General features: G+C 67.9%; 15 protein-coding genes and 1 pseudogene. 10 read left to right on the top strand and 6 right to left on the bottom strand.

Annotation, left to right across the window (positions count from 1 at the left end; translation table 11 throughout):
* Window positions 1-23 precede the first annotated feature (23 nt).
* From ACIPK3_RS11450 to ACIPK3_RS11415, 8 genes are all read left to right on the top strand, one after another.
* Window positions 24-1388 (top strand): KamA family radical SAM protein, encoded by a 1365-nt coding sequence (locus tag ACIPK3_RS11450; protein WP_402568418.1) that lies wholly within the window; start codon window positions 24-26, stop codon window positions 1386-1388.
* 5 nt (window positions 1389-1393) lie between these two features.
* Window positions 1394-2245, top strand: a complete 852-nt coding sequence (locus ACIPK3_RS11445) for an N-acyl homoserine lactonase family protein (RefSeq protein ID WP_402568416.1) — start codon at window positions 1394-1396, stop codon at window positions 2243-2245.
* Complete coding sequence (locus ACIPK3_RS11440) at window positions 2242-4110, top strand: FAD/NAD(P)-binding protein (protein WP_402568414.1); 1869 nt, start codon at window positions 2242-2244, stop codon at window positions 4108-4110. Before ACIPK3_RS11445 ends, ACIPK3_RS11440 begins: the two co-directional genes overlap by 4 nt.
* 40 nt (window positions 4111-4150) lie before the next feature.
* Entirely contained in the window at window positions 4151-4567 is a 417-nt protein-coding gene (locus tag ACIPK3_RS11435; protein ID WP_402568412.1) for a cupin domain-containing protein, read from the top strand.
* Window positions 4568-4577: 10 nt separating this feature from the next.
* Complete coding sequence (locus ACIPK3_RS11430) at window positions 4578-4988, top strand: VOC family protein (RefSeq protein ID WP_402568410.1); 411 nt, start codon at window positions 4578-4580, stop codon at window positions 4986-4988.
* 174 nt (window positions 4989-5162) lie between these two features.
* Window positions 5163-6500: an MFS transporter gene (locus ACIPK3_RS11425; RefSeq protein WP_402568408.1), complete on the top strand. Its 1338-nt coding sequence runs from the start codon at window positions 5163-5165 to the stop codon at window positions 6498-6500.
* Window positions 6501-6547: 47 nt separating this feature from the next.
* Window positions 6548-6922: a cupin domain-containing protein gene (locus ACIPK3_RS11420; protein ID WP_402568406.1), complete on the top strand. Its 375-nt coding sequence runs from the start codon at window positions 6548-6550 to the stop codon at window positions 6920-6922.
* Window positions 6923-7131: 209 nt separating this feature from the next.
* A complete protein-coding gene (locus ACIPK3_RS11415) occupies window positions 7132-7995 on the top strand; it encodes a LysR family transcriptional regulator (RefSeq protein WP_402568404.1) in 864 nt (287 codons plus the stop codon).
* A gap of 324 nt (window positions 7996-8319) precedes the next feature.
* On the opposite strand, the gene ACIPK3_RS11410 is transcribed toward ACIPK3_RS11415, so the two are convergent.
* Complete coding sequence (locus tag ACIPK3_RS11410) at window positions 8320-8532, bottom strand: hypothetical protein (protein WP_402568692.1); 213 nt, start codon at window positions 8530-8532, stop codon at window positions 8320-8322.
* Window positions 8533-8575: 43 nt separating this feature from the next.
* Here ACIPK3_RS11410 and ACIPK3_RS11405 point away from each other — a divergent pair.
* Both ACIPK3_RS11405 and ACIPK3_RS11400 read left to right on the top strand, forming a co-directional pair.
* Window positions 8576-8641: pseudogene (locus ACIPK3_RS11405) on the top strand (flagellar motor protein MotB); the annotation flags it as partial.
* Between the two features lie 77 nt (window positions 8642-8718).
* Window positions 8719-9561: a DUF4365 domain-containing protein gene (locus ACIPK3_RS11400; protein WP_402568402.1), complete on the top strand. Its 843-nt coding sequence runs from the start codon at window positions 8719-8721 to the stop codon at window positions 9559-9561.
* 25 nt (window positions 9562-9586) lie between these two features.
* On the opposite strand, the gene ACIPK3_RS11395 is transcribed toward ACIPK3_RS11400, so the two are convergent.
* The 5 genes from ACIPK3_RS11395 to ACIPK3_RS11375 all read right to left on the bottom strand — a co-directional run bounded on the left by ACIPK3_RS11395 (window position 9587) and on the right by ACIPK3_RS11375 (window position 15641).
* Window positions 9587-10093, bottom strand: a complete 507-nt coding sequence (locus ACIPK3_RS11395; protein WP_402568400.1) for a Pycsar system effector family protein — start codon at window positions 10091-10093, stop codon at window positions 9587-9589.
* A 144-nt stretch (window positions 10094-10237) separates the two neighbouring features.
* Entirely contained in the window at window positions 10238-11545 is a 1308-nt protein-coding gene (locus tag ACIPK3_RS11390; protein WP_402568398.1) for a DUF4407 domain-containing protein, read from the bottom strand.
* Window positions 11538-12617 (bottom strand): hypothetical protein, encoded by a 1080-nt coding sequence (locus ACIPK3_RS11385; protein WP_402568396.1) that lies wholly within the window; start codon window positions 12615-12617, stop codon window positions 11538-11540. The genes ACIPK3_RS11390 and ACIPK3_RS11385 overlap by 8 nt, the downstream gene beginning before the upstream one ends.
* Window positions 12614-14914: a hypothetical protein gene (locus ACIPK3_RS11380; RefSeq protein WP_402568394.1), complete on the bottom strand. Its 2301-nt coding sequence runs from the start codon at window positions 14912-14914 to the stop codon at window positions 12614-12616. The genes ACIPK3_RS11385 and ACIPK3_RS11380 overlap by 4 nt, the downstream gene beginning before the upstream one ends.
* Window positions 14907-15641, bottom strand: a complete 735-nt coding sequence (locus ACIPK3_RS11375; RefSeq protein WP_402568393.1) for a hypothetical protein — start codon at window positions 15639-15641, stop codon at window positions 14907-14909. The genes ACIPK3_RS11380 and ACIPK3_RS11375 overlap by 8 nt, the downstream gene beginning before the upstream one ends.
* Window positions 15642-15701 lie beyond the last annotated feature (60 nt).

Here is a 15701-nt window from a genome sequence, read left to right as displayed (position 1 = left end):
TCGCAACCCTGACGGGAGTTCGCATGGATAATTCAAGCGGAATCAGCAACTCGCCGAAGTACAAGCCCTACAACCGCTCGTCCGTTCGTCGTGCACCGCAGTGGGAGCTCATTCCGGCCGATCTGCGCGAGGCGGTCGATGTGGTTTCCCACGTCCTGCCTTTTCGAACCAACCAGTACGTACTCGATGAACTAATAGACTGGGGCAACATTCCAGACGATCCAATATTCCGGCTCAACTTTCCGCACCAGTCCATGCTTGATCCGGACGACTACCTGACGTTGCGCGACCTGCTGCGCTCGGATGACAAGCAGCAGCTGGCCAAGCAGATCCACGTGGTCCGGTCACGTATGAATCCGCACCCGGCCGGCCAGCAGTCGCACAACGTGCCGGAGCTGGACGGTGAGACCGTCCCGGGCATCCAGCACAAGTACGCGGAGACGGTCCTCTTTTTCCCGAGCGCCGGCCAGACGTGTCACGCCTACTGCACGTTCTGCTTCCGCTGGCCGCAGTTCGTCGGTGAGGAGGACCTGAAATTCGCGGCTCGTGATGCCGAGGGCCTGGCCGCCTACCTGAAGCGGCACCCCGAGATCACCGACGTGCTGATCACCGGTGGTGACCCCATGATCATGCGTACGGCCACACTGGAGCGATACCTTGAACCGCTCCTGGTGCCCGAACTGGCCCACGTCCAGAACATCAGGATCGGAACGAAGGCCGTCGGCTACTGGCCGCAGCGGTTCGTCGGTGATCCGGACGCCGATGACCTGTTGCGCCTGTTCGAGCGCGTGGTGGGCGCAGGCAGGCACCTCGCGCTCATGGGCCATTACAACCACCCTGCCGAGCTTCGCCCGGCCATCGCGCAGGACGCCCTGCGTCGCATCTCCGCGACCGGCGCCGTCGTACGCATGCAGTCACCTGTACTGCGGCACATCAATGACGATCCGGCCGCCTGGCACGAGTTGTGGACCGAGGGCGTGAAGTTGGGAGCCGTCCCGTACTACATGTTCGTCGAGCGGGACACCGGTGCGCGGTCCTACTTCGAGCTGCCGCTGGTCGAGGCGTATGACATCTTCCGCACGGCCTACTCGAGCGTCTCCGGTCTGTCTCGTACTGTGCGTGGGCCTTCGATGAGCGCGTTCCCCGGGAAGGTGCTCATCGACGGTGTTCCGACGATCCGGGGCGAGAAGGTCTTCGCTCTGCAACTCCTCCAGGCACGGCGGGGTGGCCTCGTGCGCCAGCCGTTCTACGCGAAGTTCGACCCCGAAACGACCTGGTTCGACCAGCTCGTACCTGCCTTCGGGGAGAGCAGGTTCCTCTTCGAGGAAGGGCCGTCCGCGGTCGCCGGCTCCGCGCTCGGCAAGCCGCTCGACCTCGTGGGGGTGTGAGCCGCGTGGCCGAGGACACACGTCCGGTCTACGAAATCCTGGCACTTCGATTCGGCACGCATGCCGACCGGCCTGCGCGGGACAACTTCCTGGTCGACGAGGGCCAGTTCACTCCGGGCAGCGAGATGCCCATGGACTTCTACCTCTGGGCGATTCGCAGCGACCGGCACTTCCTCCTCGTGGACACGGGATTCCCGGAGGAGATGGCCCGACGCCGGGGACGCACCCTGTTCCGCGACCCGGTTGATGCGCTGACCGATCTCGGCACAACAGCCGAAGACGTCTCCGACGTCGTGATCACGCACATGCACTATGACCACGCGGGGAACCTGGACCGGTTCCCGCACGCACGGATCCATCTGCAGGAGGACGAGCTCAAGTTCTGCACCGGGCCTGCCATGCGCCACCATGTCGTACGCAAGCCCTTCGAACCGGTCAACATCAAGACCGCGGTGCAGGGTCTGTTCGAGGATCAACTCGTCCTCCACTCAGGGCCATCCGAGATCATCCCCGGAGTCACGGTGCACCCGGTCCCGGGCCACACGCCGGGCACCCAAGTGGTACGGGTTCCCACCGAGCGCGGCTGGGTCGTGCTGGCGAGTGATGCCACGCACCTGTGGGCCAACATCCGGTTGCGCAGCCCGTTCCCGATCCTCGACCACCTCACGCCGATGCTCGAGGGGTACGACCGCATCGAAGCCCTGGCGGACGGCGACGACCACATCATCCCCGGGCACGACCCCCAGGTGGCATTGCGCTTCCCGCGCCTCGAAGGGGCGCCCGACTGGGTCTGCCTCCACGAACCTGTGCTCGACGGGATCGAAGCCACCTCGGCGACCGCTGGAGCCGCGCCATGACCGCTCTCCAGGTGGCCGTGGTCGGTGTGGGGCCGCGCGGCCTGAGCGTTCTGCAGCGAATCCCCGAACTCGCGGCCGAACTGCCCCCAGGATGCTCGCTGGATGTGCATCTCATCGACCCCGGCGACAGCGGCCAGGGCGTGCACTCCACTCAACAGCCCGGACACTTGCTCACCAACACCGTCGCCAGTCAGGTGACGATGTTCGCCGAGGGCCAGGGCCCCTCATTCACCGAATGGGCTGCAAGCAGCGGCTACCGGCAGTACGGCGACGCGTTCCACCCGACAGGTGATGAATCCGGTGAGCCCGTCGGGGAGCACGCCTATCTGCCGCGTCAGCTCCTCGGGGCCTACCTCAGCTGGGCCTTCGATCAGACGGTCAACGGGCTGCCACCGCACGTGCGCATCGTCCATCACCGCGACCGCGCCGTGGACATCGAGCAGAGGGACGCCCGCCGCTTCGCCATCCGCCTTGAGAAGGGCTTCGTGGTGCTCAGCGACTACCTGTTCCTGACCACAGGACACTGCGAACGGACCCCGACCGAGGAGGACCGGGCGTACGAGGAGTTCGCACGGGGTAGCGCCAACCGCAATCCCCGGCTCGGATACTGCTCCACTCCATACCCGGTCAACCGGCTTCAGCAGGTCGCCCCCGGCTCCACGGTTGCCGTCCAGGGATTCGGGCTGACCGCACACGACGTGATCTCCGAGCTCACGGTCGGCAGAGGTGGCACCTTCCACGGCTCCGGACTCGACACGGAATACCGGGCCTCCGGGCGCGAACCTCGGATCCGGCTGTTCTCCCGCCAGTGTCTGCCCTTCAGCGCACGTGGGGTGAACCAGAAGGGGATCACCGGAGCCCATCAGCCGCAGTTCTTCACCAAGGACTCCGTACGACAGCTTCGGCAAGCGGCACTCCACCGCCGGGGTGATCCCAGACTCGACTTCGCAGAAGAGGTCCTTCCGCTCCTGCTGCGGGAGATGGGGTACGCCTACCGATCGGCGGAGGAACAGCGTGCCATTCCTCCGGAGGACTACGAGCTCACCACGGGCGACCGTCGCGTGCTCGAAGAAATCCTCAACCCGTTGCACGGGAAGCAGTTCTCGAACCAGGAAGCGTTCGCGAAATTCTTCGTGGACTACATCGTCAGTGACCTGGAGCACGCGGAACTTGGCAATGCGACGAGTCCTGTGAAGGCCGCCACCGACGTCATCCGTGACACTCGGGCAAGCCTGCGGGAGGCCGTGGAGTTCTCCGGTCTCACACCCGAATCCCACGAAGTGTTCAACAGCACGTACGTGCCGGTCATGAACCGGGTCTCGTTCGGCCCGCCACGGCACCGCAACCATCAACTTCTCGCACTGATGCGCGCTGGGATCGTGAGCCTGGCCGGCGGCCCTGGCAGTCGGGTCGTCCCCGATTCGGAGGCGGCACGGTTCACCGTCCGCACCGACTACCCGGACGGGCCCGAGCTCCATCACGTCGACGCACTGGTCGTGGCCCGCCTCGACGCGTTCCACCCCGAGAGCGACCGGTCGCCGTTGATCGCCAACCTTCTTGAGCGGGGACTCGTACGGCCTTACTCGAACGGCACGTTCAAGCCCGGCGGCATCGACATCGACGAACGAGGGCGCCCGGTCACGGCGGTAGGAGAGCCACTGAACTCCGCGTGGGCGGTCGGCTACCTCGTCGAGGGGCCGCGGTTCTACACGCACGCGCTGCCCCGCCAGGCGATGGCCTCGCAGTTCACGCTCGACGCGGACATGGCCGTGCGCGACATGGTCGCGGACATCAATGACCGACACAACACCACCTCGGAGGACGAAGATGCCGGTTCGGACCGGAAGTCAGTTTCCGTACCCTGAATTCCGCAGACGGCATGTCCAGGAGCGCCCTGCTCCGATCGTGTGGCAGTGGGAGAACCTGGCCAAGGAGCTGGCGACAGCCGATCACACGGAATACGGCACCCTGACACTTGCCACGCCCGATGGCGACCACCAGGTCGTTCCGGGCACATCCATGACTTTCCAGTCCGTGCGGCCAGGTGAACACACCACCCCGCATACGCACTCCTGGTGGCACCTCTACTTCGTACGTACCGGCTCCGGCGTCCTGGTCTTTGACGAGACCGAGGAATCCGTCAAGGTGAGCAGCGACGACATCATGCTGATTCCCGCCTGGCACGTGCATCACTTCGAGAACAACGAGTCGGGCGTCGACCTCCTGCTGCTCAATATGTCGAACCTGCCTCAACTGGCCGATTTGCACAACAAGTTCTCCAAGGAATGTGTGTCGGCGGACGCCCAGAACGAGCAGCAGTAGCGGAGGAAGCATGTTCAAGCGAATAGATCACATCGGTGTGGTGGTGGACGACCTCGCAGCGGCGAGGGCCTTCCTGGAAAGCCTGGGAATGCGACTGGAGCGGGCTCAGGAGGTCCCGGAACGGAACGTGAAGATCGCCTTCTACTTCTGTGGGGACGGCCGGATCGAGCTCATCGAGCCGACGACGGAGGAAGCCCGTCGGCGCAGGCTGGGCGAGGGCAACGAGGCCCGGATCGAGCACATCGGCGTCGAGGTCGACAACGTGCCCGCCATCATGAAGGCGGTCCAAGGACTCGGCGTTGAGCTGACCACCAGCGCACCGGTCCCGGTCGGTCCGAACCTGAACGCATGGACGGAGTCTCACACGTCCAACGGAGTCCAGTTCCAACTGGTCCAGCGGGATGCCGTCCAGCAAGGCTAGCGGCGCCCGGGGTGAGCGGCGTCGCCGGCTGTTCGAACCGTCAGCTATCGACCGAGGTGTGACTCCTTGAAGACATCTCCTGCGCACGAGCCAACACGACCCGGAGCACGACAAGAGGGCCCCGCCCCTCGGGAGAAGCGACAGGCGTGGCTGCTCGCCTCGCTGCTCGGCGGCATGTTCCTGGGAAACGTGGACATTGCGGTGGTCAACGTCGCGATCCCGTCGATCCGAGATCGCCTGCACGCGACCGGCAGCGAGCTGGAGCTGATCGTTTCGGGCTACACCCTCGCCTATGCCATGTTGCTGATCACTGGCGCCCGGCTTGGTGAGATCCGTGGACGCCGCTGGACCTACCTGCTGGGGCTGGTCGTATTCACGGCCTCCTCGCTGGCCTGCGGCCTCGCACCGAACGGGGGCACCCTCGTGGGTTCCCGCGTGGTCCAGGGAATCGGCGCTGCCCTGATGGTCTCGCAGGTGCTGACAGGCATTCAGGTCAACTTCGAAGGACCGGCACGCCGACGGGCTCTCGGCGCCTACACCGGTGTCCTCGGGGTGAGTTCCGTCATCGGGCAGGCGCTGGGCGGTGTTCTGGTGTCGGCCGACATCCTGGGCACGGGATGGCGTCCCATTTTCCTGATCAACGTACCGATCGGCGTCCTCCTGGTGGTCGCCGCCTTCGTCTTCCTGCCCGCCGATGAGGGCACCGGGCAGAAGAAGCTGGACCTGCGAGGCGTAGGGCTCCTGTCCGTCGCGCTGTTTCTGCTGGTGACACCGCTCGTGATGGGGCAGGACGCCGGATGGGCTCCATGGACGTGGGGCTGCATTGCCGCGTCCCTCCCGATCTTCGCCGTGTTCGCAGTGGTGGAGCGAGGCATCACCCGCCGCGGGGGCGACCCGCTGATGAATGTCGCACTGCTCGCACGCAGGCCGGTGGCTTTGGCGTTGGTCTCCCAAGCCGCCACCCGGGCAGGCTACTTCGCCCTGTTGTTCGTCCTCGCGCTGTATCTGCAGCAAGGGCTGGGCAAGAGCGCGGTGTATGCGGGCCTGGTTCCCATCGCGTGGGTGGCGACCTTCGCTCTGGTCGGCCCCATCCTCGGCCGGTCCGGCCCACTCGGCCGACGACTTGCCGCCCCCACGGGGAGCCTCCTGATGGCGATCGCCTTTGCAGCCATGGCGGCCGGAGCGCAGAGCACCGGCTGGCTGATCGTGCTCCTCGGCATCGGAGGCGTTGGCTACGGCGCGGCTTTCAGCGGAACGCTGGCCCACCTCACGGAGTCCGTCGAAGCCCGGTACGCGCCGGATGTGAGTGGCCTGTTCAACACGACTCTGCAGGTCGGCGGAACCATGGGAGTAGCCGTCTTCGGCACTGTCTATCTGGGGCTCGCCAAACCGGGCAGCGCTCCGCAGGACGCTTTCAGCACCACCAACGCGGCGCTGGCTGTCGTTTCGGTCGCCGCCTCCGCACTGATCCTGCTCGCGGGAAGGACTCGGTCGAACTCCCGTCATCCGTAGTCAACGACCCATCACCTGAAAGTCACGAAGAGAGGAAGAAACACACCATGGACGTCATACGTCACCCTGGCGATGCGACCAAGGGGCCCGAAGAGCGGTTCTTCGGTGATGTCTGGCTCTGGCCGCGCATCGGTGCCACAGCCAACACCGAAGTGCGCAATGTGTTGTTCACGCCCGGCTCCCGCAGCGCATGGCACCGGCACCCTGCCGGTCAGGTACTGCACGTGACCGAAGGTGTGGGTGTCGTGGGGTATCGAGGCGGCGAGCGCCAGGAGATCAGGGCGGGCGACACCGTTGTCTGCCACCCCGGTGAGGAGCACTGGCACGGCGCAGGACCACGCACCTTCATGACGCACATCGCCGTCACCGATGGCCCCACCGAGTGGAAGGAGCACGTGACGGACGAGGAGTACCAGGACTGAGCCCACACATGGGCGACCTGCATGAAGGACGCGGACTCACCGGGTCCTTCATGTCGAATTGTTCACTGCACGGACAGAGCGCAGATACAGGGCGGCAGGAAGCGATTCCCGGGAGATAGGACAGGGCTCAGGTGCGCGCGCCACCCGAGAGCGGAGACCTCTCCGGCAGTAATGCGAGCCCCTTCGCAGCTTTGCATATGCTTCTGTCCATGAGTATCGAGCTGCACCACCTACGCGGGTTCCTGGCCTTGGCGGAGGAAAAGCACTTCACCAGGGCCGCCCAGCGGATGGGTGTGTCACAGCCAACACTCAGTCGCAACATACGACGCCTGGAGGAGCTGCTCGGACGACGCCTGCTGGAACGGTCCACACGTCAAGTCGCCCTCACTGCGGCCGGCGTGACGCTGTACGACCAACTCAGCGTTCTCATCCCTCGCTTGGAGGCGGCACTGCACCCCGGCTCGGAGGAAGAGGCGTTCCGTGTGGGCTTCGCGTGGGGCTTTCCCACGGGGTGGCCACAGGAGGTCATCGCAGCATTCGAGATCAAGACCGGCATACCGGTGAAGGTGCACCGGCAAGACGCAAAGCTCGCAGGAGTGGACCAGGGCGAAGCCGACGTGGCCATTCTGAGGGGACGTATACAGGTGCCCCCCGGTATGGAGTCAGTCACGCTCCTGCATGAACGGAGAATTGTCGCGGTATCCACACGTTCTGAACTGGCAGAGCAGGAAGAGATCCGTTGGCAGGATATCGCCGACCATTCTCTGGTCCTCAACGAGGTGAGCGGAACCACCGACTTGACCCAATGGCCTGAAGGTCGTCGCCCCAACGTTTCCGCCGTCTGCCGCAACTTCGACGAGTGGCTGGAAGCTGTCGCAGCGAACAAGGGCGTTGGCGTGGTACCGGAATTCGTCGGGCGCCAGCACATTCATTCCTTCGTATCGTTCCTCACTGTCCCGGACGGCCCGCCTGTTCCGCTCAACCTGGTCTACTTGAAGCATGGTGGACACCCTCTGACACCACGCTTCGTCGCTATGGCTCAGGCTGCAACGAGCACGGATCAGTCGCCCTGACGCGGTTCACGGCTGTCCACCGAACCTCTGTCGCCCGACGACTCGGGTGGTGCCCCGGGACACGTCACGAATAGATGAAGGTTGAAGCGAAACCGGGCCCCGGGCGCGACAGCCGGCATTACGGTCGGCGCTCCAACACGTCCTGGGGGGACATATGACCAATCCGTACGCCATGCCACCGCAGCCGCCCGTCTCAACGGCTCCGAAATGGGCGCGGAAGCGGTACGTGCTCCCGGCGCTCGGTCTCGCCTTCTTCCTCGGTGTCGGCGCCGGCGGCGGTGGACACGAGAACGGGAACGACGCGAAGGCCGCGGCCGAGAAGGTTCAGCCGACCGCCAGGGTCACCGCGACGGCCACGGCGACGCAGACCGCGACACCCGAGCCTGCTCCGACGGTGACGGTGACGGCGACGAAGACCGTCAAGGTGAAGGTGACCGTCACCGCGAAGGCGGTCACCGCGGGTTCGGGAAGCAGCGGTGGTTCGTCCGGGGGGACATCCGGAGGCAGCGGCTCAAGTTCGTCAGGGGGTTCCAGCACTACCGGAAACGGCGCCACCGCCCGGTGCAATGACGGCACCTACTCCTACGCCGCCCACCACCAAGGTGCCTGCTCGCACCATGGAGGCGTCGACGTCTTCTACAGGTAGGCAGGCGCGAGCGTGAACATGGGGCCCGCTCTCCGTGGGGAGCGGGCCGGCGTCGAGGTGCGGTGAAGGAGGGGGCGTTGACCAGGATTCCCAGGGGGCGGCGGGTGGAGCAGGCGGCTGTGAACGCGCTGCGGGCGCTTTTGCAGGCGCATGACCACGTCGTGGAGGAGATCTCCGGGCAGAACGACTACGGCGAGGATCTCTTCGTCACCTTCGCCGAGGCGGGCCGGGTGACCAACGATGTCATCAAGGTTCAGGTCAAGGGTGGTACCTCGTGGCGGCGGTCCTACGGGTACGGCGTACCGGTTCGGCAGCACGGTGAGACCTGGGCGAACGGGAACGTGCCCGTGTTCTGTGTCGTCTTCGATCCGGACACGGAGCGGTTGCACTGGGCGAACGCCACCGAGCAACTCCGCAGAGCAGTAAGGGAGTCCCGTCGGGCACGCACCGTCAAGGTGCCCGCGACGGCCGTTCTGGACGACTCGACCCTGGCACGGTTCGTGGACACGGCCCGCGCGTACGTGGGCGGGTACCGGGGCAAGAACGCCGTCCTGGCCCACCTCGGGGAGATGGCCGGGGTGACCTTCGGGCCCTCCGACCATGTCCTGCACTGGGTCAACGAGTTCGACGAGCAGTTGATCTTCTGGCAGCGTCCCGGGCAGTCGCACGCGACCCTTCTCCACAGTGACCTCGGCTGGGACCCGGTCCCGATCACTCCCGGCGGACTGCTCATCCCGGGCGGCTCGCCTCCGGGGCTCGAGTTCGGCAGCCACTTCCCCGAGGAACTCCAGCGAGGCATCCCGTTCCCGGTGATCGGCAACGTGATCCTGAACATGCCCGAGGCCCTGTGGTTGGCCTCCTGCTTCTCCGCCACGCAGTGGGCGCGCCGGGGGACGGGGGACGCGGCAGCGGCTCAGTAGCGCGTACGGTCGCGGCGAGCCCGGTTCAGTGCGGTGTGCCGGTCAGGATGCCGAGTACCGTCAGGGTGACGAACGCGGCGCTCCAGGCCATCGCGTGGCGGATGCAGCGGTACTTGATCCACACCGTGCGGGACAGGACGGTCAGCTGGCTGAGGTCGCGGGAGAGGGGGTCCGTGCGTCTCACGGCCGCTTTCAGCTGACTGACGGACGTGGTGGCCAGCGCGTCGCCGAAGTAGTGGGCGCGGAAGTGGCGGCGGCTGCCGACGCGCGGGGTCATGGCCAGGCCGAGCATCGCCAGTGACGCCAGGCAGGTGGCGCAGCCGGACCAGAGCAGGATCTGCGCGACGGCGGGATAGCGGCGCGGTTCCACGACGCCGGTGGCTATCGCGCCGATCAGCGCGGTCAGTGCCGCGCCCAGGGAGGCGAGCAGGAAGCCGGCCTTGTTGTCGGCCTTCAGCAGTTCCTCGCGGGCCTCCGTCAGGAGGGTGCGGGCCAGTTGGGCGTCCTGGGTGGGGGGTGTGGCCTCGCTCATCTTCTTGGTTCTCCCTTCGAGTGCAGAGTGTGCGGGGTGCGCGGTGCGCGGGGTGCGCTGTGTTGTGCGGGGCCGTGACCCGGACCCCCGTGCCGGGTCACGGCCCCTCCCCCGGTGTCCCCGGGAGCGGACTGCGCGTCGGCGTCAGACGCCGGAGCCTCGGCGCAGTTCCTCTTCCAGGGCGTTCACGGCCTGCCGGACGCGGATGTTCATGGCGGCCGCGTGCTCGCGCAGCGCCGCCTCCGACTCGGCGCGGCTCTGGCGGATCTTCTGCTCGATGGCGTCCTGGGCGATCTCGAAGTCGGCCAGGGCGCGGCGTTCGTCGAGCCGCACCCGTTCGCCGTAGACGCGGACCGCGCTGTTGCTGTGGAGGGTGAGCATCTGGTCGTAGGAGTTCTCCCGGCCGAGGAACTTCACCAGCACCGGGAGCATGTCGAGCAGCACGAAGAGCAGCCGGATCATCCAGATGCCCACGAGGACGACCATGTTGTCCGCCGCGAGTTCGTCCAGCGCCTTGATGCGCTCCAGGACGCCGATCTCCTTCTGCTTGGCCCGTTCGTCCGCGAGGCGTTTGTCGATGCGGGCGGACAGGGACTTCTGGAAGTCGTCGCGTGCGGTGGCGACGCCGCCCTCCAGTTGCTGGACGTGCGTGTTCATGCCGGCCAGCAGGGTCTCGTTCTGCTTGGTGTGGTGGGTGTTGCGGTAGTCCTTGGCCTTCGCGCGCAGGCGCAGGCATTCCGAAGTGCGCTGGTACAGGCCGGTGGTGGCGTTGCGGATCAGGGTGCGGCACTCGGCGCGCACGTCCGTGTCGATCGCCTCCAGCTTGGCCGTGTCCGCGTCGACGCGCTTCTGGAGGTCGGCGGTGTCCTTGCGCAGGGCGTCCAGTTCGCCGGACCGGCCGCCGGGGGTCGCGGAGAAGGACAGGACGTAGGAGCGGGCGCAGCCCTTCGGTGTGGTGGCCCCGGTACCGTCCGGCACCGGGTTGCAGCGGACCAGGTTGGATCTCAGCTCATCGATGTCGTCGATGCGTTGCTCGGTCACGTGCTCCTCGACGGCGGTCGAGAAGATCCTCAGGACGAGCGGTTCGGCGATCACGACGCCGAGCATCAGCGCGATCAGCAGGCGCAGCGCGACGGGACCGGCCTGCCGGCGCGCGTTCGGCTGCGGGGTGACCAGCAGGCGGTCCAGGTTCAGTACGAACAGCATCCAGATCACGGTCGGTACGACCGCGAGGAGGGACGTCCTGCCTATCGCCTCGGTGGCGAAGTTCCACATGGAGAACGCGGCGATCACCGAGGTGCCGAACACCACGCCACCGAGGGCGGTGTAGCGGGCGCGCTCGTGCGGGATCCGGTCGAGGAGTTCCTCGCTGACACCACTGAGCGTGCGCAGCCGGCGGGACAGTGATGGTGCGCGGTGGGTACGGTGCTCGGTCGAACGGTGCTCAGTCAAGAAGATCTTCCTCGCTCTGTACGAAGCCGTCGCGCCGGTCCTGCGACTGCTTGCCCCGGTGGCGCTGTTCGGGTTCCGGGTGGCCGGACGGGCCCGCTTCCACCATGGGGGCGTCGGACAGTCCGGAGGTGAGGCCGGTGCTGCCGCCGCCGGTGTCCCGCAGGACCTGTTCGAGGACCTGGTGGTAGTCGACGTAGTCCCCGCTGCCGCCCATCTGGCGGAGGAGGGCCAGCACCGTGTCGCGCCGCATCTGGGCCGCCGCCACCTCCATCCCGCGCGCGTGCGTCCGGTCGGCGGTCCGTTCGTCGTGCCGGCGGGTCGTCTCCTCCTGCTCGATGCGGTGGATACGGGCGGCGACCTGGTTGACCTCGGTCTCCTGGCGTGCCACGGACAGCGCGTCCACGTGGTTGGAGCCCTGGGCGAACACTTCGGCGATCCGTGCGGCGGTCTGGGTCTCCTGGTCCAGCTTGAACTGGGTGAGCTGGCTGGTGCGGCGCTCGTTGCGGAGGGTCTCCTCCCAGGCCCGCAGGCTCTCCGAGACCTTCACCTCGGCGCTGACGTACTCCACGCTCATCCCGGGCACGCGCGGCGGAACCACCGCGGTGTACGCGATCATTCGGCGGGCCACCTCGTCCCGGACCGCGTTGATCTCCTCCACCCGGTGTCCCGCGCCGGCCTTCGGCAGGTCGGTGTCGCCGAGCAGGTAGGCGTGCAGCGGTACGGCGACGTCGATGACGCCCTGCCGGGCGACGACCGCCGGGTCGCTCACCTGGCAGGTGAAGGAGACCCGGACGCTGAAGGTGTCGGCCTCGCTCACCGAGGGGAGGGTGCGTTCGACCTCCACCAGGCGCGCCCGGGTGTCCACCAGGGTGACCGAGGAGGCGTCCAGTACGTCGGGGTGGGCCGGGTCGAAGACCATCCCCTCCGGGAACGCGCGGTAGTTGCCGCCGACCCGGAAGACGTGGACGGCGCCGGGCGGCAGCGACGGCACGTCGTCGCGACGCCGACGGCGGGACCACCAGCTGCCCTCGACCCGGTCCAGGACCTGTTCGGTGATGACGGGGTAGTTCACTTGCTTCTGCCTCCTCGCAGAGAGAGCGGACCGGGCTGGGAGACGGAGTTGGGCCGGGAGACGGAGTCGGTCCGGGAGAGGGGGCCCGGGCGGCCGCCGCGCAGCGCTCCCACCAGCACCCGGGCCAGTTCCCGGGTGCCGGGTATCGCGAAGTCGGGGTTGCGCAGCGCGGTGCTCAGGGCGTGGCTGAGCGCCCGCCACTCGGTGTCGTTCATCGCGGACTGCATGGCCTCGCCGAGACGGCTCACGACGTCGGTGGCGGCGGGGTCCTCGCGCAGGTCGACCAGGGTGCGGCACAGCGCGGTGACCGCGCGGCCGCGGAACGGGCTGAGCAGTGCCGCCGTCCACAGGGCACCCAGGTGGCGGGCGCTCTCCGGGATGTTCCGCAGGAGTGCGGCGGGTACCGGGGAGGTTCCCTCCAGCCTTTCGGCTTCGAGGAGTTGGACGGTGGGGAGCAGCGCGGCGTGGCGTTCGGCGGAGCGCCGGGAGGCCGACTCGACGCGGGTGCGGACGTAGCGCAGGGTGAGCAGGGCGCGTTCCGGTTCCTGTTCCGCGGTTTGGAGGAGCAGGACCAGGGAGCGGCGGGCGGCGAACGCGATGCGCTCGCCCCGGCCGATGAGGAACCAGATCCAGTTGAGCGCCTCCAGTCGGTAGAGGGAGCCGAGGCGGCCGGTGAACGCCATGGCGGTGGTGACGGCTCTGTTGGGTCTGTCCCTATCCGCCCAGCGCAGGGCGATGTTCAGCGCCTGCGGCGCGAGGTGTTCGGCCTCGCACATGAACTGGAGGGTCAGCGCGGCGGTGACCCGCTGGCCGGTGAGCCCGTCGGCCCAGACCCGCAGCAGGTGTTCCTCGACCTCGGTGAGCGCGTAGCGGGCGAGTACGGCCGTGCCGCGGGCGAGTTCCAGGCGGGCGTCGAGGTCGCTGAGCCGGGACAGGTCGCCGAGCCACTGGCGCAGCGGGTACCACAGCTCGTAGCCGTACAGGCCGTGCAGTTCGCCGATGACCAGTTCGCGGATGCGGGGCGAGGCGAAGACGAGGCGGCGTTCGCCCCGGTCGGCGTCCTGTCCCGGGCCGGGGCGGCGTTCCACGTGGACGAGGCCGACCGCGCGGTCGTTCCAGCGGGCCCGGGACTGTTCGAAGGCGGAGCCGCGGGAGGTGCCGGTGGCGGCGGTGCTCTCCGGCTCGGCGGCGGGTGTCTCGGCGAGTGTCTCCCCGTGCAGCTCCCAGTTGCGCACATGGGCGAAGAGCAGTGCGCAGGCGCTCTCGAAGGTCCGCTCCGGGACGCCCTCCAGGAACGCGAGCGCGGCCAGGGGCACCAGGTCGTCGGCGGACGGCTTCACCCGGAACCAGTCCCGCACGCTCTCGCTGTCGCGGTCGCGGAGGGTCTCGACGGCCGCGGCCGGGTCCTTGGCGAACGCGACCGCGGCGGCCACGACGTCGGCGGGCCGGCGTTGCTCGGCCACGCTCGCGAGCAGCTCGGGCCCCGGCTCCGTCTCCGGCCCCGCCCCCGGCCCCGGCCCCGGCTGTGCCGTGCCGCTGGACGGCAGCAGGCCGAGGCAGTGGCGGAACAGTTCCACCGGTTCCGGGGCGTGCCACTGCACGCAGCGGTCCTTCAACGCCAGCCGCAGACGGGTGCCTTCGTCCGCGGTGATCACCAAGTACGCGTTCTTTCGGCGCAGTTCCTCGCTCAGGCGGCCGATCTCGTAGGCCTGGACGGCCTCGACGTTGGCCTCGCCGACGTAGTCGCGGATGACGTACGCCCGGCCCTCCTTGATGTGGGCCGTCGTGGCGAGGTCGGCCAGGGCGTTGGCGGGCGAGAGGCTGTGCAGCGGGATGCCCTCGCCCGCGGTCCGCCGCAGCAGGGCGAGGGCGCCGGCGCCCCGGCCGCAGCCGTCGGGGCCGATGAGGACGACGAGGTGCTCGGCGCGCAGCCGGCCGAGTGCCTCGGTGAAGCAGGGCTCGGGGCGGAGGTGGAAGCGGAGCGCGGCGGCGACGGCCTCGGGGGCGACCAGGCCCGGGGCGAGTCCGGGCGTCGCCGGGCGGGTGCCGAAGCCGAAGGCCGCGCCCGCGGCGTCCACGGAGCCGTAGAAGTTGTTGTAGACCTGCTGTTGGGCCTTGCGCAGGTCGTCGTACCCGCTGCCGTCCTCCCCTTCTGCTCCGTCTGCTCCTCCCCTCTCCTTGTCCTTGCGCCCGTTCCGGTCCTGCACAGGCGGCTCGCCCGGGTCGGGTGGTTCCTCGGCCGCCGGTTCCGGCGGGAGGGGGGGTACGGCGCTGTCGCTCTCGTCCTGGTCAGGCATCGGCGCTCCCGAACCCGAACACGGCGCCGCGCGCGTCCACCGGACCGTTCATGTGGGTGACGTTGATCCGGTCGGCGCGGTAGTCGTGACCGGCGCCCGTACCTGTCGTGCCCGTACCTGTCGTGCCCGTACCTGTCGTGCCCGTACCTGTCGTGCCCGTTAGGGAGTTGCCCGTGGCGGCCGGGGCGCCGAGCGTGGGGACGGTGATGTACGCCGCCGACTCGTACTCCTTCACGCTGACCGCCACCCGGCTGAAGTCCGAGGGCACCAGCGTGGTGTGGCCGCCGGCCACCGTGGAGCGGTACATGTCGTCGGACAGGATCAGTGCCAGGTCGGCCTCGGGGTGTGCGTCCAGCGCGCCGTACAGCGGCCCGGAGTTGAGCAGCCGGGCGGTGACGACCACGGCGGTGCCGGCGAAGCCGTTGTCGGCGAGGGCGACGGGGCCGTGGTGCAGGGCGGCGCGCAGTCGCATACGGGCCGTCGGGACGCGTTGCGCGTTGTAGTGGCCGAGCCCGGCCACCAGGTGCCGTACGTAGTCGTCCACCAGACGCGGTTCGTCGCCGTTCATGGGGGTGACGGCGAGTTGCTCGTCGCCCTTGGACTGGATGTGCCAGGACGTGCGGTCGAGTCCGCATTTCCTGGCCGCTTCATCGAGAAGTCTTGGCAGATCGTGTTGCGTTTCTGACTGCGCTCGATCGTTCTTGCTCCCGTAGGACTGTACGTCCACGGCGAAACAGGTGCAGGGGTAAAACCCGGGCCACTCAGCCACCCGATCATTCCTCTCTGG

This window comes from Streptomyces sp. NPDC086787, from assembly GCF_044745865.1.
In the GTDB taxonomy this organism is placed as follows: Bacteria; Actinomycetota; Actinomycetes; order Streptomycetales; family Streptomycetaceae; genus Streptomyces.
Note: the sequence above shows the minus strand (reverse complement) of the source record. Positions and strands in the feature narration are given on the sequence as shown.